The sequence below is a fragment of the Nocardioides sp. zg-1230 genome, from assembly GCF_013155335.1.
Classification (GTDB): Bacteria; Actinomycetota; Actinomycetes; order Propionibacteriales; family Nocardioidaceae; genus Nocardioides.
The window spans coordinates 700,434-717,505 of record NZ_JABJQZ010000001.1 but is presented as its reverse complement, the minus strand read 5'-3'; the positions used below and the strand labels follow the sequence as shown (position 1 = coordinate 717,505).

15 protein-coding genes are annotated in these 17,072 nt (G+C 73.3%); 6 read left to right on the top strand and 9 right to left on the bottom strand.

The window, feature by feature from the left end:
- Positions 1–48 precede the first annotated feature (48 nt).
- From HOO61_RS03430 to HOO61_RS03395, 8 genes are all read right to left on the bottom strand, one after another.
- On the bottom strand, positions 49–822 hold the full coding sequence (locus HOO61_RS03430; protein ID WP_367650004.1) for a DUF1295 domain-containing protein: 774 nt from the start codon (positions 820–822) through the stop codon (positions 49–51).
- On the bottom strand, positions 819–2,138 hold the full coding sequence (locus HOO61_RS03425; protein ID WP_367650003.1) for a class I SAM-dependent methyltransferase: 1,320 nt from the start codon (positions 2,136–2,138) through the stop codon (positions 819–821). Before HOO61_RS03425 ends, HOO61_RS03430 begins: the two co-directional genes overlap by 4 nt.
- Positions 2,139–2,145: 7 nt before the next feature.
- Positions 2,146–3,492, bottom strand: coding sequence for a class I SAM-dependent methyltransferase (locus HOO61_RS03420; RefSeq protein WP_367650002.1), 1,347 nt, complete (start codon positions 3,490–3,492; stop codon positions 2,146–2,148).
- Positions 3,489–5,597, bottom strand: coding sequence for an FAD-dependent oxidoreductase (locus HOO61_RS24775; protein WP_367650001.1), 2,109 nt, complete (start codon positions 5,595–5,597; stop codon positions 3,489–3,491). The genes HOO61_RS03420 and HOO61_RS24775 overlap by 4 nt, the downstream gene beginning before the upstream one ends.
- 61 nt (positions 5,598–5,658) lie before the next feature.
- Positions 5,659–6,396, bottom strand: coding sequence for an anti-sigma factor (locus HOO61_RS03410; RefSeq protein WP_172256941.1), 738 nt, complete (start codon positions 6,394–6,396; stop codon positions 5,659–5,661).
- Positions 6,393–7,013 (bottom strand): ECF RNA polymerase sigma factor SigK, encoded by a 621-nt coding sequence (gene sigK, locus HOO61_RS03405; protein WP_172256939.1) that lies wholly within the window; start codon positions 7,011–7,013, stop codon positions 6,393–6,395. The genes HOO61_RS03410 and sigK overlap by 4 nt, the downstream gene beginning before the upstream one ends.
- A 34-nt stretch (positions 7,014–7,047) precedes the next feature.
- Positions 7,048–7,710: a fasciclin domain-containing protein gene (locus HOO61_RS03400; RefSeq protein WP_172256937.1), complete on the bottom strand. Its 663-nt coding sequence runs from the start codon at positions 7,708–7,710 to the stop codon at positions 7,048–7,050.
- 172 nt (positions 7,711–7,882) lie between these two features.
- On the bottom strand, positions 7,883–9,424 hold the full coding sequence (locus tag HOO61_RS03395) for a molybdopterin-dependent oxidoreductase (RefSeq protein ID WP_172256935.1): 1,542 nt from the start codon (positions 9,422–9,424) through the stop codon (positions 7,883–7,885).
- 178 nt (positions 9,425–9,602) lie between these two features.
- On the opposite strand from HOO61_RS03395, the gene HOO61_RS03390 reads away from it, so the two are divergent.
- The 5 genes from HOO61_RS03390 (at position 9,603) to HOO61_RS24435 (ending at position 14,832) form a co-directional block, all read left to right on the top strand.
- The gene (locus tag HOO61_RS03390) at positions 9,603–10,361 is read left to right on the top strand and encodes an enoyl-CoA hydratase-related protein (protein WP_367650000.1); all 759 of its coding nucleotides are present in this window, start codon (positions 9,603–9,605) and stop codon (positions 10,359–10,361) included.
- Positions 10,362–10,430: 69 nt separating this feature from the next.
- On the top strand, positions 10,431–11,123 hold the full coding sequence (locus tag HOO61_RS03385; protein ID WP_216658531.1) for an SDR family NAD(P)-dependent oxidoreductase: 693 nt from the start codon (positions 10,431–10,433) through the stop codon (positions 11,121–11,123).
- Positions 11,120–11,548: a hypothetical protein gene (locus tag HOO61_RS03380; RefSeq protein WP_172256929.1), complete on the top strand. Its 429-nt coding sequence runs from the start codon at positions 11,120–11,122 to the stop codon at positions 11,546–11,548. Before HOO61_RS03385 ends, HOO61_RS03380 begins: the two co-directional genes overlap by 4 nt.
- Positions 11,549–11,663: 115 nt before the next feature.
- Positions 11,664–13,853 carry a UvrD-helicase domain-containing protein gene (locus HOO61_RS03375; RefSeq protein ID WP_172256927.1) on the top strand — a complete coding sequence of 730 codons (2,190 nt, stop codon included), beginning with the start codon at positions 11,664–11,666 and terminating at the stop codon, positions 13,851–13,853.
- Positions 13,854–13,935: 82 nt separating this feature from the next.
- On the top strand, positions 13,936–14,832 hold the full coding sequence (locus HOO61_RS24435) for a hypothetical protein (RefSeq protein ID WP_172256925.1): 897 nt from the start codon (positions 13,936–13,938) through the stop codon (positions 14,830–14,832).
- Positions 14,833–14,835: 3 nt separating this feature from the next.
- Here the strand turns inward: HOO61_RS24435 and HOO61_RS03365 are convergent, their stop codons facing one another.
- Positions 14,836–15,780, bottom strand: a complete 945-nt coding sequence (locus HOO61_RS03365; protein WP_172256923.1) for a DMT family transporter — start codon at positions 15,778–15,780, stop codon at positions 14,836–14,838.
- 173 nt (positions 15,781–15,953) lie between these two features.
- Here HOO61_RS03365 and HOO61_RS03360 point away from each other — a divergent pair, with 173 nt between their 5' ends.
- The gene (locus HOO61_RS03360) at positions 15,954–17,033 is read left to right on the top strand and encodes an NAD(P)-dependent oxidoreductase (protein ID WP_172256920.1); all 1,080 of its coding nucleotides are present in this window, start codon (positions 15,954–15,956) and stop codon (positions 17,031–17,033) included.
- The last annotated feature ends 39 nt before the right edge of the window (positions 17,034–17,072 follow it).

The window sequence follows — 17,072 nt, the reverse complement described above, 5'->3', positions numbered from 1 at the left end:
CACGTGCAGAACCCCCCGGCCGGGCTCCGGGATCGCCGACGACGTCGCTCAGCCGTGGGGCGGTCGGGGGACGAACAGCGGTACGCGGGCGGCGTACTCGTCCCACCCCTCGCGCTGCGACATCGTCCGCTCGAGGAGCTTGGCCCCGGTCACGTTGCGCACGAAGTACGTCATCGCGGCGGGCGCCCACACGGTGAGCAGGCCCGGAAGCCAGCCGAGGGCCAGCGCGCCGGCGATCCACAGGCCCCACCACACGCACGCGTCGCCGAAGTAGTTCGGGTGCCGGCTCCAGCCCCACAGACCGGTGTCGAGGATCCCCGGTCGCGACTCCCGCGGCTTGGCCTTGTACGCCTCGAGCTGGGCGTCGCCCACCACCTCGAAGAACACGCCCACCGCCCAGACCGCGACGCCGACCCACACCACCGGCCACCAGCGGACGTCGTACGCCGCCGCGACCTGGAACGGTGCGGAGATGAGGAACGCGACCACGGCCTGCGTCGCGAACACCTTCGTGACGATGCGGCCCGCTCCGGCGGACCAGCCGGGACCGCCGAGCATCTTCTCGTAGCGGGGGTCCTCGCCGTGGCCGCGCGAACGGCGGCCGATGTGCCACGCGAGCCGTCCTCCCCACACGACGACGAGTGCGGCGAGGAGCCAGGAGTGCGCGTCGGGCCAGAGCACGGCGAGGGCCAGCGCGATCGCCACGAAGGCCAGCCCCCAGGCCACGTCGACCACCGCCACCCGGTCGAGGCGACGGCTCACCACCGCCGTCGACCCCATCACGACGACGGCGGCGAGGAGCGCGACCAGCGCGGCACTCACCACGTACGCACCGCCGGCAGGGTGTGGGCCGCACCGGGACGGACGGACAGGATCTGGTCGACCCCCATCCGGCCGTCGCGGAAGGCGAGCGCGCCGCCGACGAGGTAGAGCCGCCAGACGCGGACGACCTCCTCGCCCACCAGCTCGGTCAGTCGCGGCAGGTTGGCCTCGAAGTTGTCGATCCAGCCGTTGACGGTGTGGACGTAGTGCTCACGCATCGCGTGCAGGTCGCGCACCTCCAGCCCGCCGGCCTCGATGAGGTCGACGGTCTCGCCGACCGGCCGCATCGTCATGTCGGGGGCGATGAACGACTCGATGAAGGGCCCGCCGCCCGGGTGCCGGCCGCCGCCGGCGCCCTGACGTGACATCTGCTGCACGAGCACCCGCCCGCCCGGCTTCACCGCGCGACGCAGCACCTCGACGTACGTCGCGTAGTTGCGGGCACCGACGTGCTCGCCCATCTCGAGCGAGCCGACGGCGTCGAAGTGATCGCGCTCGGGCACCTCGCGGTAGTCCTGGAGCCGGATCTCGACCCGGTCCTGCAGGCCGCGCTCGGCGATGCGGGCGTCGATGAACCTCTTCTGCTCCGCCGAGATCGTGACGCCGGTGATCTGGGCACCGAACTGCTCGGCGGCGTGCAGGGACAGCGAGCCCCAGCCGCAGCCGACGTCGAGCATGCGCATCCCGGGTTCGAGGCCGAGCTTGGTGCAGACCAGGTCGAGCTTGGCGCGCTGCGCCTCCTCGAGCGGCGTCTCCGGGGTCGCGTGGTAGCCGCAGCTGTAGGCCATCTGCGGCTCGAGGATGAGTGAGTAGAACTCGTTGGAGAGGTCGTAGTGGTGGCTGATGGACGACCGGTCGCGGGCCAGGCTGTGCAGCCGGCCCCTGATCCGCGCCTGCGAGGCCGGGGGCGCGGGCGGCCGACCGAGCGCGCCGAGGCCGGCGGCGGTGCGGACCGCGTCGACCATGGCGCGCGGGGAGAGGCGTACGCCCGACAGCCCGCGCTCGGCCCCCACAGCGAAGGCGTGGGTGAGGGCGGACCCGAGGTCCCAGCCGTCCTGCTCGGGCACGTCCAGCTCACCGGTGACGTAGGCCTGGGCGGCGCCGAGCTCGCCCGGGTGCCACAGCAGCCTGCGCAACGCGTCGGGGGAGCGGAGCACCACCAGCGGGGCACCTGCGGGGCCGGCGACGGAGCCGTCCCACGCCTGCAGGCGCACCGGCACGTCGCCGCCGATGAAGGGCCGCACGGCGGCGGCGAGGCGGTCGGCGACCCCGGCGGAGGTGTGCGTGACGCCGGCAGGAGGGGCGGTCTGGGTCACGGAGTCGTCACCGGTCCTCTCGGGTGAAGGTGAGCTGCGAGACGTCGATGTAGCCGCTGGCGAACCCCGCCTGCGAGTAGGCGAGGTAGAAGTGCCAGACCCGGGTGAAGAGGTCGTCGAAGCCCAGGGCGAGCACGGCGTCGCGCTGGGCGAGGAACCGGCGGTCCCAGCGGCGCAGGGTCTCGGCGTAGTGGCTGCCCATCGCGAGCTGCCCGGTCAGCCGGAGCGAGGTCTCCGCCCGGGTGACCTGGTCGATGACCTCCACGCTGGGCAGGAAGCCGCCGGGGAAGATGTACTTGTTGATCCAGGTGTGGCCGTCGCGGGTCGCGAGCATCCGGTCGTGCGGCATCGTGATCGCCTGGATGGCGACCCGGCCGCCCGGCGCGAGCACGCGGTCGATGGTGCCGAAGTAGGTGCCCCAGAACTCGTGCCCGACGGCCTCGATCATCTCCACCGACAGCACGGCGTCGTACGTCGCTCCGGTGGCGGCGAGCGCGCGGTAGTCCATCAGCTCGACGTGGACCCGGTCGGCGAAGCCGGCTGCGGCGATGCGCTTCTCGGCGAGCTCGAGCTGCTCCACCGAGAGCGTGATCGAGTGGACGGTCGCGCCGCGGCGAGCGGCGCGGATGGCGAGCTCGCCCCACCCGGTGCCGATCTCGAGGACCCGGGAGCCCTCGGTGACCCCGGCCTCGTCGAGGAGGCGTTCGATCTTGCGGCCCTGGGCGTCGGCGAGGTCGGGGTGGTGCTGCGTGGGGTCGGCGGTGTCGGTGGGCTCTGGTGGAGTGGCGACCAGGTGGTCACCCACGGAGCCGGGGCCCTTCCCGGTGGGGACGAAGGAGGTGTCGAAGAGCGCGGACGAATAGCTCAGCGTCTCGTCGAGGAAGAGCGCGAAGAGCTCGTTGGACAGGTCGTAGTGGTGCGAGATGTTGGCCTGGCTGTTGGCCTCGGTGCTGCGCTGGTGGCTGGGCAGCCGGGGCGTGACGAAGGCACGGAGTCGCTGCAGCGGCTCCGGGACCAGTGTGCCCATGCGGGCTGCCGGCACGGTGAGGAAGCCGGCCAGGTCGTCGGCGTCCCACGCGCCGGTCAGGTAGGCCTCGCCGAAGCCGATCAGCCCGTCGCGGCCGACGCGGGCGTAGAACTCCTCGGGCCGGTGCAGGCGCATGACGGGTCCGCCCTGCCCGAAGCTGCGCCCGGTCGGCTCCTCCACCACCGTGACGTCGAGGCGGGCGACCGCGGCGCGGAACAGGCGACGCGCCACCGCGGCCGAGACGGCGGTGCGGGGTCCGGTCGGGAGCTGCTCGAGGGCGGGCATGCCCTGGGTGCGGGTGTCGGGGTGGTTCTTCTCGAGGGTCACTGGACGCCCTCCTGTCGGTGTGTCGGACGGGGACGGACCGGCAGCCGGCGGGTCCACAGCCAGATGCCGTGCGCACGGATCAGTGCGCTGCCGCGCAGCGTGGCGCCGAGGGTCCGGCGCACAGGTACGTCGCTGCGGGTGCCGGTCAGGCTGGCGCTGAACGGCGGCGATCCGCCGTCGGTGCTGCTGTCGTGGCCGTCGTCGTGGCCGCCGTCGTGGCCGCCGTCGTGGTCGCTGTCGTGGTCGCGGAGGGTCACCGCGATGTCGAGGCGGTCGGTCGGGACCGGTACGGCGACGTCGTACCAGCCGTCGACGCCGTGGAAGGGCGAGACGTACATCGCCTTGTCGGTGCGGGCGCGGCCCTGCTCGTCGGGGTGGACGAGGTAGGCGTGGCGGTCGCCGTAGGTGTTGTGCACCTCGACGACGACGCCCGCCTGGCGCCCCTGGTCGTCGAAGCACCAGAAGACGCTGATCGGGTTGAAGCAGTGCCCGAGCGAGCGCGGGTGCGCGGCCATCAGGATCGTGCCGGGGCGCTCGCCGTCGCCGAGCGAGACACCGTTGTCGGCGAGGAACGACTCGACGTTGTCTCGCAGGCTGCGCTCGGGCGAGCCGAGGTGATCCCGCGCCTCGAACCGCGCCAGCACGCCGTGGTCCGGCAGGTCGTCGAGGTCGACCAGCCAGAAGGTCGAGCGGTGCTCGAAGCTGCGCCGGAACGGGCTGCGCCGGGTGTGGCGGATGGTGGTCTCGAAGCGGCCGGGCCGGGGCAGCGTGCGGGCGGGGCGTACCCACGGGAGGTCGAGGTGGGTCGCCGCGGCGACGCCGGAGCGTGAGCCGTCCTCGTGGAACCCCCAGCCGTGGTAGGCCCCGGCGAAGGCGATCCGCGCGGTGTTGATCTCGGGCAGCCGACGCGAGGCGGCGACCGACGCCGGCGTGTAGAGCGGGTGCTCGTACTCCATCCGGTCGATCACGCTCGCCGGGTCGACCAGGTCCTCGCCGCCCAGGGTGACGAGGTAGTGCGTGTCGGTGGGCAGCCGCTGGAGACGGGTGAGGTCGTAGGTGACGGTCACGCCGCCTGCCTCCGACGCGCCGGGCTCAGTCGCAGGGCGGCGGAAGTTCCAGCTCGCGCGGGCACCGGGAGCGTCGGGCAGCAGCGAGGTGTCGGTGTGCAGGAGCGCGGGGTTGCTGCTGTAGGGCAGGGCGGACAGGACCTCGCGCTGGAGGTCGGTCGGCGACTCGAGCATCCCGAGGGCGTGGGACGGGTGGGTGGCGACCACGACCGCGTCGAAGCGGGTGGTGGCGCCGCTCCCGTGGGTGACCTCGACGCCGTCCGCGAGCTCGCGCACCGACGTCACCTTGGTCTCGAGGCGGACCTCCTGCAGGCCGGCGGCCACCGCGGCGACGTACGTCGCGGAGCCACCCGTGACCGTGCGCCACTCGGGCGAGCCGAAGACCCCGAGCATGCCGTGGTGCTCGAGGAAGGTGAAGAGGTAGCGGGCGGGGTAGTCGAGCGAGGTCGCCGGGTCGCACGACCACACCGCGGCCACCAGCGGCTCCATGAAGTGCCGGACGAAGCCGGGGGAGAAGCCGCCGTCGTCGAGGAAGTCGCGCAGCGTCCGGTCGGCGCCTGCGTCATGCGAGTCCGCACCCATGGGTGCCGATCCGGATGACGCAGCGCCATCGGCGAGCAGCGCCTTCGCGCGACGGTGGAAGCGCGGGATCTCCAGCAGCATCCGCCAGTGCTCGAGGGAGCGGAGCGACGACCGCTGGGCGAAGAGGCCGCGCGGCCCTAGCGCGCCGGCGTACTCCAGGCCGGTGGCGGCGTCGCTCACCGAGAGCGACATCTCCGAGGGCTGGGTCTGCACGCCGAGCTCGGCGAACAGGCGCAGGAGCGTGGGGTACGTGCGGCGGTTGTGGACGATGAAGCCGGTGTCGATGGCGAGCTCGCCGTCGGGGGTGGCGACCCGGTGGGTGTCGGCGTGGCCGCCGAGCCGGTCGTCGGCCTCGTAGAGGGTCACGTGCGCGGTGCGCGAGGCGATCCAGGCAGCAGTGAGCCCCGCCACGCCGGAGCCGACGACGGCGATCCGGCGTGGCTCTTCAGAGGTCACGCGGGGTCCCCGCGGCGTTGTTCGGGGGAGCGGAGCGGAGGAGAAGAACGTCGTGGGGTGCTCATGTCGCCTCGGTGAGGTCGAAGACGGCGATCGGGTCGCTCGTGGGCTGCGCGGAGCCGCCGTCGGGCTCGACGGTGATGCCGACGGCCGCGGCCTTTCCGGCGGACCCGTCGAGGACGACCGTCTGGTCGGGCTCGTCGGGCATCAGTCCGGCGGAGACGAACTCGTCCCCCTCGATGAACCACAGCTCGTAGTCCTTGCCCGAGGGTGCCGAGACCATGTCCTCGGTGGAGATCACCGCGCGGTCCTGCGACTTCGAGCGGACGACGGTCGCGCGTCCGGCCTCACCGAGGTCGACGAACACCTCCTCGGCGTCCGGTGCCTGCAGGACCTGCTCGGCCGCGGTCAGGCGCTTGACGTCGTCTGACGGAGCCCACGGCTGCATCACCAGGGCGCCGACACCGACGACGAGCGCGAGTGCCGCCGCGACCAGAAAGGGCATCCAGGCCCGCCCCCGGGCGGCCGGGCGTGCGGCGTGGCGCGTCGGGGAGGTGGGCACCTCCGGAGCGAGCGGACGGACCTGCGAGATGCCGGAGAGGACCGAGTCGCGCAGCGACGCGGGAGGGGCGACGGCGGTGGTCTCGGCGAGAAGGGCCGCGGTCTCGCGCAGCTCCGCCACCTCGGCGCGGCAGTCCTCGCACTGGGCGAGGTGCTGCTCGAACCGCGCGCGCTCGAGCTCGTCGAGCGCGTCCATCGCATAGGCGCCCGTGAGCTTGTGAACGTCGAGCTCGCTCATGAGGCAACTCCCATCAGGTCTCGCAGGCGGATCAGTCCGTCGCGTATTCGGGTCTTGGCCGTCCCCAGTGGGACGTCCAGCAAGGTGGCGACCTCGGTGTGCGTGTAGCCGCCGAAGTAGGTGAGCTCGACGGCCTGGCGCTGCACGTCGGTCAGCGTGGCGACCGCGCCGCGCACCCGAGCGGCGTCGAGCGAGGCGTGCGCGGCCTCCGCGGTCTGGTCGTGATCGGTCGGGGCCGCCTCCCGGTTCCAGGTCTCGTCACGAGACGTGGCGGCCTCGACCGAGCGGACCCGGTCCACGGCCTTGCGGTGCACGATCGTCATCAGCCAGCCGACCGCGCTGCCGCGCTCGGCGTCGTACCTCGTGCTGGACCGCCACGCGTCGAGGTAGGCCTCCTGGGTGACCTCTTCGGCGTGTGCCGGGTTGCGGACCACCCGCAGCGCCAGGCCGTAGGCCCGGGCCGACGTCGCGTCGTAGAAATCAGCGAAGGCGCCCTCGTCGCCCAGGGCCGCCTGCCGGAGCAGGTCGGCGAGTCGGGCAGCGTCGCCCTTGGCTGCGTCGCCCCCGGACGGGGCGCCCTGGGGCGCCCCGTCCGGTACGGGCCTCACGTGGTCCACGTCGTCATCCTTGCCTAGTGATCGTCGGGGGACGTCACATCTGCGGCATCAGGACCTGGTCGACGACGTACACGGTGGCGTTGGCGGTCTGCACGTTGCCGCAGACGACGCTGGCCTCACCGATGGTGAACTCCTCGCCCTCGCCCTCGACGGTGATCATGTCGCCAGCCAGGGTCTCGTGCTCACCGGCGAGGTCCTCGGGGGCGATCTGCTCGCCCACGACGTGGTGCGTCAGGACGGTGGTCAGCGCCTCCTTGTCGGCGAGCAGCGCGTTGAGGTCCTTCTTCGGGATCGCCGCGAACGCGTCGTTGGTCGGGGCGAACACGGTCAGCGCCTCGGCGGAGTTCAGCGTGTCGACCAGCTCGGCCTCGCCGACGGCGGTGACCAGGGTCTCGAGAAGCGGGTTGTTGGAGGCGGCGGTGGCGACCGGGTCGTCGGCCATGCCCTCGACGGAGCCCTCACCGGAGGTGGGGACGCCGGCACAGCCGGGACCGAAGGGAGCGTCGGCAGCCATCGGCTCCTCGGACTCCATCGGCTCCTCGGACTCCATGGTCTCCTCCTCCATGGGGGCCTCGGACGTGGTGGACTCGGAGGCGTTCTCGGTGTCGGCCTCGTTGCCACAGGCAGCCAGGCCCATCGACGCGGTCAGGGCGAGGGCGGCGAGGCCCATCGAGCGGGTGCGGAGCTTGGTGTTCATGGCACTGCCTTTCGGTTGGAGCCAGTCGGTGGGCCCGTGGGCCCGCTGTCGGGAGGTGTTCGGGGCCGCTCCCGGGGCGGATGGGTGATTCGGGGAAAAACTTTGGACAATCCTTGGACAAGGTCGGGAACGGGGCCGCCGGGCGGTGGAGGGGTGGGCGAGCGCGGCGCCGTCAGGAGATGAGGACCGAGATCTCCTGCAGCCCGCTGGAACCCTCGGGGAACGGCCGCATCCGGACGTCGGTCTGCACGTCGCCGGCCTTGTTGGTGGCGCGACAGGCGATGAGGTGCCGGCCGGGCTCGGCGTCCCACTCGATGAACCACTGGCGCCAGTAGTCGTCGGTGACCTGCGGGCCGAGCTCGGCGGGCTGCCAGGCGCCGCCGTCGACGCGTACGTCGACCTTGTCGATGCCGACGCCCTGGGCCCAGGCGATGCCGCCGATCACGACGGTGCCGGCGTCGGTCTCCGACAGCGGCTTGGGGGTGTCGATGCGGCTGGAGATCTTGATGGGGGCGTCGATGGCCCAGTCGCGCTCGGTCCAGTAGGCCTGCTCGGCGTCGTACGTCGTCAGCGTCATGCGGGTGATCCACTTGCACGCGCTGACGAAGCCGTAGAGCCCCGGGACGACCATCCGGGCCGGGAAGCCGTTGGCACGCGGCAGGGGGCCGCCGTTCATCCCGATCGCGATCATCGCGTCGCGCCCGTCCAGGGCCACGTCCAGCGGCGTCGAGATGGTCATCCCGTCCACGTCCGTCGACAGGATCTGGTCGGCCTTCGTCGCGTCGATCCCGGCGAGGTCGAGCACGGCGGCGAGGGGTACGCCGAGCCAGCGGGCGCCGCCGACGTAGGGTCCGCCGACCTCGTTGGAGACGCACGTGAGCGTGATGTCACGCTCGACGGTGTCCATCGCGGCGAGGTCGTCGAAGGTCAGCGTGACCTCCCGGTCGACGTCGCCGTCGATGGTCAGCGTCCACGACTCCACGTCGACCGTGGGGAGGGTCAGGCGGGTGTCGACGCGGTAGAAGTCAGCGGTCGGGGTCCGCAGCGGCGTGATGCCGTCGTACCGCTCCTCCAGGCCGGCGGGGAAGGACGACGCGGGGTCGGTGGCGACCGGCAGGGCCACGTCGGTCCCGCCGAGGCGGTACGACGTCACCCAGCGCCCGGCGGCCCCCATGGCTGCCGCGGCCACGGCGAGGCCGCCGGTGGCCAGCACGACCCCGCGTCGTGACGGACCGTCGACCCCCGGCGACGGGTCCGCAGTGCCCTGGCCGTCGATGCGGTGCAGCCACCACAGCGCGGTGGCACCGACAGCGGCGGCGACCAGGGCAGGAAGGAGGTCCAGCGGCCCGGAGCCCGGGCGCAGGACGGCGAGCACGCCGGCGAGGCCGGCGAGGCCCACGAGGATCAGCAGCCCGGGCGTCTCGCGACGCGCCGTGACCACGCCGGCGACGGCCGCCAGCAGCAGCACGACCACGGTCACCGAGCCGACCAGGACCAGCTTGTCCGCACTGCCGAACTGCCGGATCGCCCACTCCTTGAGCGGCGTGGGCGTGAGGTCGATGACGGTCGAGCCGACCGCTAGCACGGGGGAGGCCGCCGGCACGGTCAGCGCTGCGACCAGGTGGGCCGCCGCCAGGCCGACGACGGTGGCGAGCACGCCGTACGCCGCGTGGCGCAGGGCGCGCGGCCGGGACCGCTGGTCGAGGGAGTGCATGGGCGGTGTTCGGAGCCGGGGGTGGGGACGGATGGCCCGCCGGGGTAGTCCAGTGACGGATGGTCGTCAATCGGGCCGCCGGACGACCAGAACTCACTGGACTACCCCGGCGAGGCGACCAGATCCCACTGGACTACCCCGCCCGGGGGCGCGCGCCCCGTGCGGCAGGATGACCGCCATGACCGACGCCCCCGCAGAGCTGGTGCACTACGCCGTGGTCGACGCCGTCGCCACCATCACGCTCGACAGCCCGGCCAACCGCAACGCCCTGAGCCGGCAGCTGGTGACCGAGCTCTACGCCCACCTCGAGCGGGCGGGCGCCGACCCCGCCGTGCGGGCGGTGCTGGTCGAGAGCTCCGGCAAGGTCTTCTGCTCCGGCGCCGACCTCACCGAGGCGTCGACCGAGGGCATGGAGGCCGGCACCCGCCGCATCGTCGAGCTGCAGCGGCTCGTCGCCACCCTCGACAAGCCGGTGGTCACCAAGAACCTCGGCGCGGTCCGCGCCGGCGGCATCGGGATCGTCGCGGCGGCCGACATCGCCATCAGCGCGGACGACGCCACCTTCGCGCTCACCGAGGTCAAGCTCGGGTTGGCCGCCGCGATCATCAGCCTGACGGTCCACCACCGGATGAACCCGCGGGCCGCGGCGCTCACCACGCTCGGCGGGGAGGTCTTCACCGGCGCCGAGGCAGCGGCGTACGGCCTGGTGACGAAGGCGGTCCCCGCCGACGACCTCGACGCCGAGGTGGCGGCGGTCTGCGCCAGCCTGGCGACGGGCGCCCCCCAGGGCCTCCGCGAGTCCAAGCGCATCCTCAACCGCGACCTGGTGGCGCGCATCGACGCGCTGGGCGAGGAGATGGCCGCGACCAGCACCCGGCTCTTCGCCTCCGACGAGGCGCGGGAGGCGATGACCGCCTTCCTCTCCCGCAAGAAGTAGCGCGCGACTGCATCCGTCCGCGGCGCAGGGACGGAGAAGTGGGAAGGACCCACTTCGATGGAGGCAGCCGTGACACAGCGCGACCCCCGCGAGCTCGCAGGCGCTCGCATCGCCGTGGTCGGAGCCACCGGCGCGCTCGGCACCCTGCTGGCGGCCGAGCTCGCCGTGCGCGGCGCCCGGCTTCTGGTGACCGGGCGGGACCCCGACCGGGTCGACGCGCTGGAGACCGAGGTCCGGGTCGTGGCCGACCTGGGCGACGCGACGGCCGGTGACGCCGTCGCGGCCGCCGCGCGGGAGCACCTCGGCGGCCTCGACGGGCTGGTCAACGCCGCCGGCGTCGTGGCGTTCGGCTCCCTCGTCGACACCCCGGACGAGGTGGTCGAGGAGCTGTTCCTCACCAACGTCGTGGGGCCGCTCTTCCTGCTCCGCCGGGTGATGCCGCTGCTCGCGGAGTCGCAGGGCTTCGTGGTCCAGCTCAGCGCCGTCGTCGCCGAGCAGCCGCTGCCGCGGATGGCGGCGTACTCCGCCAGCAAGGCCGCCCTCAGCGCCGCCGCGACCGCCCTGCGCACCGAGCTGCGGCGCAGCCGCGTCGAGGTGTACGACGTCCGTCCCCCGCACACCGAGACCGGCCTGGCCTCGCGCCCGCTGGCCGGCGAGGCGCCGCGGCTGCCGGCCGGCAAGGACCCCACCGCGATCGCACGACGGGTCGTGGAGGCGATCGTTGCGGGTGAGCACGACCTCGGCCCGGAGGCGTTCGCGTGAGCCCCGCCGCTCCGGCCACCTGGCTGCTGCTCGTCGCGGCCGCCCACCTCGGCTTCCAGCTGACGGTCGCCGCGGTGGTCTACCCGGCCCTCCGGGAGGTAGCGGACGATGCATGGCCCGGGGCGCACGAGCGGCACTCGCGACGGATCGCACCGCTGGTGGGGGTGCTCTACGTGCCGCTGGTCCTCGCCCTCGCCTGGACGGCGATGGCGGAGCCGGACGCCGGAGGCACGTGGCTCGCACTGGCCGGTGGGGCGCTGTCGGTGGTCACCACCGCCGTGCTCGCCGCTCCCGTGCACGGCCGGCTCGCGACCGTCCCGGCGGCGGAGCGCCCGGAGCTGCTCGGCGCGCTGGGGCGTGCCGACCTGATCCGCACGGTCGGCGCCGTGGTGTGCCTCGTGGGCGCCGTGCTGCTCCTGGCGTGATGGTCGTCCGGTCCACGATGCGCGAGAAGTCGGTGGTCGTCGGTGCTCGCCGGTACGCTTGTCGGTCTGTCCGGGACCGTTGGGCAGTGGTTCATCGGGGGATGAGGAGCGGGAGTTGAGCGAGGAGCTCGCAGAGTCGATCGAGGGCAGGGAGATCGCGGCGGAGCAGGCGTACGTCGACGAGGTCTACGTGCAGCTCGAGGCGTCCATGGTGAACGCCCGGGCGCTGGCGACCGAGGGGCGCAACCGCGGCCGGCTGGAGCACGAGGGCGGCCTCGTCGAGCGCGACGCGATGGTCTTCCAGGCCGCCAAGCGCATCGCCCAGCTCGATGCCGCCCACGAGGGGCTGGTCTTCGGCCGGCTCGACCTCGACCCGGCGATCGACCCCCAGCCGCGCTACATCGGCCGCATCGGCGTGCGCAACGCCGACCGTGACGTGCTGCTCATCGACTGGCGCGCCCCGGCGGCCGGGGTGTTCTACCAGGCCACGGCCGCGACCCCGTCCGGCGTCGTACGCCGTCGCGTGCTGCGCTCGCTGCACCGCACGGTCATCGGCGTCGAGGACGAGCTGCTCGACGACCAGGTCGAGACCGACCTGCCGATCGTCGGCGAGGGCGCCCTGATGGCGCAGCTCTCACGCGCCCGCGACCGCTCGATGCACTCGATCGTGGCCACCATCCAGGCCGAGCAGGACCAGGCGATCCGCGCGCCCGGCAAGGGCGTGGTGTCGATCTCCGGCGGCCCCGGCACCGGCAAGACGGTCGTCGCCCTGCACCGTGCCGCGTTCCTGCTCTACTCCGACCGTCGTCGCTACGAGGGCGGCGGCGTGCTCGTCGTCGGCCCCAGCGGCGTGTTCATGCGCTACATCGAGCGGGTCCTGCCGAGCCTCGGCGAGACCGCCGTGGCGCTGCGCTCCCTCGGCGAGGTCGTCGGTGGCATCCGCGCCACCCGCCACGACGAGCCCGCGGTGGCCGACGTCAAGGGCGCGACCCGGATGGCCGAGCTGCTGCGCCGCACCGCGCGCCAGCACGCGCCCGGCGCCCCGACCAGCTTCCGCATCTACTGGCGCGACGAGACCATCGTGCTCGACCCCGGCCTGCTCGGCCGGCTGCGTCGCCAGCTCATGTCGCAGGGGCGTCGCAACCGCCAGCTCCCGCGGGTGGCCAAGACGCTGCTCGACGCCATGTGGCGCCAGGTCACCGGTGAGCGGGGCCGCGAGCGCGGGCGCGAGGCCTTTGACGACGACATGCTCGGCCACGCCGGGTTCGTGGAGTTCGCCTCGGCTTGGTGGCCGCCGCTGGACGCGCAGACCGTCTTCAGGTGGCTGCGCGAGCCCGACTTCCTCGCCCGCGTCGGCGAGGGCGTGATCAGCCGCGAGGAGCAGGTGCTGCTGGCCAAGTCGTGGGTGGCCGATGACCTGTCCATCGAGGACGTGCCGTTGATCGACGAGCTGCGCTACGCCCTCGGCGACGTCCCGCAGCGCACCGACGACGAGCGCGACCTCGACGAGACCGGTCTGCTCGAGGGCGGGGTCGACCTCCAGGAGCTCACCACGATCTCCGAGCGGGACTACGCCCCCGGCGGCCGGCAGTGGGCGCCGCCGACGCACCGCATCGAGGACGACGGCTACGCCCACGTCCTCATCGACGAGGCGCAGGACCTCACCCCCATGCAGTGGCGGATGGTCGGCCGTCGCGGCCGCACCGCGAGCTGGACGATCGTCGGCGACCCGGCCCAGTCGTCGTGGCCCGACGCCCCCGAGGCCGCCGCCGCGCGCGCCGAGGCGCTGGAGGGCAAGGAGCTCCACGAGTTCCACCTCTCCACCAACTACCGCAACTCGGCCGAGATCTACGCCTTCGCCGCCGACTACGCCCGCCGGGTGGGCCTCGACGCCGACCTGCCCGACGCCGTACGCCGCACCGGCGAGGAGCCGCAGGTCGTGGGCCCGGTCGACGAGCTCGAGGCCGCCGTGCGCCAGGCCGTGACGACGACCGCCGACCGCGTCGAGGGCACCGTCGGCATCGTCGTGCCGGTCGCCCGGCGCTCGGAGGTCAACGCCTGGCTGGCGTCGTGGCCCGAGCTGGCCGACGCCGCACCCAACGCCCGCGCGGCCGTGGACTCCAGCGTCACGCCGAGCGGCGAGGACCGCGTCGTGGTGCTGACCGGCCTCGACACCAAGGGCCTGGAGTTCGACGGCATCGTGGTCGTCGCGCCGCAGGAGATCGAGGACGAGTCGGCCACCGGTCGGGCGACGCTCTACGTCGTCCTCACCCGCGCCACGCAGCTGCTGACGACGGTCGGCTGAGCCCGGCGCATGCCCGTCGTCGGTGGTGCCCCGTAGAATTCTGCGCTCTGGTCCCGGTCCGTCAGCTGACTCCAGGAGGGTGATGTCCCTGCTCGCGCGCGCCCTCGGCACGGTCGTGACGGCGCTCCTCCTGATCGTCGTCGCCGACGCGCCCGCCGGGTTCGGCGGTGGCGCGGCGGTCATCGAGTCCGTCGACCCGACGCCCGAGCCCACGCCCGCCGTCCCTGAGCCGGCGCCGGAGCCGCCTCCGGCGCCGACACTGACCCCCGAGCCCACGCCGGTCTCGGGCTGGGAGACCGTGTTCCACGACGGGTTCGACGGCCCCGCCGGGGTGTGGTCGGACCAGTGGCACAACATGCTGTGGACCAACGCGGCCGCGCAGAACGGTCTGGGCCAGCTCGAGGTCGGCCACCAGTCCCAGATCCGCACCAACCAGGGCTGGACCCTCCCGGTCGGCACCCGGGTGCGGGTGACGGCCAGCCTGCTCATGCCTGACACCGGCAGCAACTACGCCGCCCTGTGGGTCCAGCACCCCAACGGCGTCGACCCGCGCGAGATCGACGTGATCGAGAGCTACGGCCCGCTCAAGCCCGCGGGTGCCCAGTTCGCCTCCCACATCTGCTACGACGACACCCCGGAGACGGCCGTCAACGCCTGCGCCGCCACGGGGCGGGCGCCGATCATGACCCCGGTGACGCAGTACTTCCCGGTCGGGGCCGAGCCGTGGAGCAGGTTCTGGAGCTACTCCGCAGAGTTCACCGTCGGTGGTGACACGACCCTGTTCTCCGCCAGTGACACCGCCGGCAACCGCCCCTACGAGATCACCTCCGCGCCCGACCCCCGCCGAGTCCCCGGCAACGCCGCTCCCATCCAGATCCGGCTGTCCAACAAGGACGTCAAGCCCGAGCACGCCGTCCCCGGCGGCAGTCGGCAGAGCATGCTCGTCGACTGGGTGACGGTCGAGGTCGACTACCCCTAGCCGTCAGGGCGCCGGTGCCCCGGCGTCCGGCAGCACCGGCCCGGCTGCCGTGCTCGCCCGGCCGAGCCCGGCCACCGCGCCGAGCACGAGCAGGATGCCGACGACCGCGGCCGGTCCCAGGGCCTCCGACAGTACGACCGCCGCGATGACCGCCGCCGTGACCGGCTCCACCAGGCTCGCCGTGACGGCGGTGCTCGGCGCGACCACGCGCAGCCCGGAGTAGAGCAGGACGTAGGCCAGAGCCATCGTCAGCGCCCCGAGGTAGACCAGCCAGGCAACCGCGGCGGGGTCGTCGGTGACGAGCGGCCCGTCGACCAGCGCCAGGCACGGCCCCAGGGTGACGGCTCCGACCAGGGTCATCCCGCTCGTCAGCACCAGCGGCGAGGCCTGCCGGCTGATGGAGCCGCCGGCAACGGTGGTGAGCGCGTACGTCGTCCCCGACGCGAGCGCGAGCAACACGCCCGCCACCGGCGCGGGCCCGGTGCCGGACTCGTGCCCCGCCACGCTGACCAGCACCAGCCCGGTGAGTGCCGCGGCGAGGACCGCCAGCCGCGAGCGGGTCGGCGTACGTCGGTGGCGTACGGACTCCGCGACGGTCAGCAGCACGGGGGCCAGGCCGAGGCTCACCACGGTCGAGACGGCAACGCCGACCTGCGTCACGGAGACGAAGTAGAAGCCCTGGTAGGCGGCGGTGCCGACACCGACGGCCAGCAGCTGCCGTGGGCGGGCGCGGGCGAGGTCGACGAGCTCGCCGGCGCGCCGCAGCACGAGGAGGGCGACCACCAGCACCGCGGCGGCGATCACCATCCGCCAGGCGCTGATGGTGACGGGGGACAGGGCCGCGCGCTCGCGGATCAGCTGGACCGCGAGGCCGCCGGTGCCCCACAGGACGCTGGCGGCGGCGACCTCGGCGAGGCCGCGCAGGTGGGACGGGGACGAGGTGGGCATGACAGGGACGCTCCGGTGCGAGTCGGGAGAGGGCTCGTGGGGAGCGGCGGACCGCTCCGGCTCAGGCGGCCGGAGGCGGGAGCAGGCGGGGCTGCGGCGTCATGCAGGTCAGTCTGCCAGTGCCCGGGCGGCGCGACATCCACCTTTCCCGCGGAGTCTCATAGGGTCGACCCATGTCCTCTCAGCAGCAGGCAGGTGGCCGGGTCCTCGTCACGGGTGGTGCCGGCTTCATCGGTACGACGCTGGCGCGCGAGCTCGCGGAATCCGCCGAGCGGTGGGTCGTGCTCGACAACCTGCACCCGCAGGTCCACCCCGGCTCGACCCCGCCGGCCGACCTCCCCGACGCCGTCGACCTGCGCGTCGGTGACGTCACCAGCGCCGAGGACCTCGACGCCGTCGTGGCCGACCTGCGGCCCGACACGGTCGTCCACCTCGCCGCCGAGACGGGCACCGCGCAGTCGCTGTCGGAGAGCACCCGACACGGGATGGTCAACGTCGTCGGCACCACCCAGCTGCTCGATGCCTGCACCCGGGCCGGCCACGTGCCCTCGCACGTGGTGCTCACCAGCTCGCGCGCGGTCTACGGCGAGGGGCTGTGGCGCAACCCCGACGGGACGACCTTCCAGCCCGGGCTGCGCACGCACGCCCAGCTCGAGGCCGGCCAGTGGGACCACGGCGACCGGGCGGCCCACGTGCCCAACTCCGTCGCCGGCACCCACCCCAACCCCATCAACGTCTACGGCGCAACCAAGCTCGCCCAGGAGCAGATCCTCGCCGCGTGGACGGGCTCGCACGACACCCGGCTCTCGGTGCTGCGGCTGCAGAACGTCTACGGCCCCCGCCAGTCGCTGTCCAACCCGTACACCGGCATCGTGTCGCTCTTCTCGCGCCTGGCGCGCGAGGGGGAGTCGATCCCGCTCTACGAGGACGGCGACATCACCCGCGACTTCGTCTACATCGACGACGTGGTCAGCGCCCTGGTCGCGGTCATCGCCCACAAGCCCGCCGACCACATGCGCACCGTCGACATCGGCAGCGGCGTGCGTACGACGATCGGCGATCTCGCCCGCGAGATCGCCCGCTACCACTCCGCGCCCGAGCCCCACGTCACCGGCCAGTACCGCGACGGCGACGTCCGCCACGCCTCCTGCACGGTCGAGGACACCGTCCGGCACCTCGGCTGGGAGCCCCGCTGGAGCCTCCGCGACGGGGTCGCCGAGCTGCAGAAGTGGATCGCCACGCAGCTCGACTGACCCGGCGGCGCCCCGCCACGCCCGACCGCGCGAATCGCC

Coding starts and splice junctions, on each gene's coding strand:
- HOO61_RS03400 (WP_172256937.1), bottom strand. CDS start 7,710: ATGAACACCAAGCTCCGCACCCGCTCGATGGGCCTCGCCGCCCTCGCC.
- HOO61_RS03410 (WP_172256941.1), bottom strand. CDS start 6,396: ATGAGCGAGCTCGACGTTCACAAGCTCACGGGCGCCTATGCGATGGAC.
- HOO61_RS03365 (WP_172256923.1), bottom strand. CDS start 15,780: ATGCCCACCTCGTCCCCGTCCCACCTGCGCGGCCTCGCCGAGGTCGCC.
- HOO61_RS03395 (WP_172256935.1), bottom strand. CDS start 9,424: ATGCACTCCCTCGACCAGCGGTCCCGGCCGCGCGCCCTGCGCCACGCG.
- HOO61_RS03360 (WP_172256920.1), top strand. CDS start 15,954: ATGTCCTCTCAGCAGCAGGCAGGTGGCCGGGTCCTCGTCACGGGTGGT.
- HOO61_RS03390 (WP_367650000.1), top strand. CDS start 9,603: ATGACCGACGCCCCCGCAGAGCTGGTGCACTACGCCGTGGTCGACGCC.
- HOO61_RS24435 (WP_172256925.1), top strand. CDS start 13,936: ATGTCCCTGCTCGCGCGCGCCCTCGGCACGGTCGTGACGGCGCTCCTC.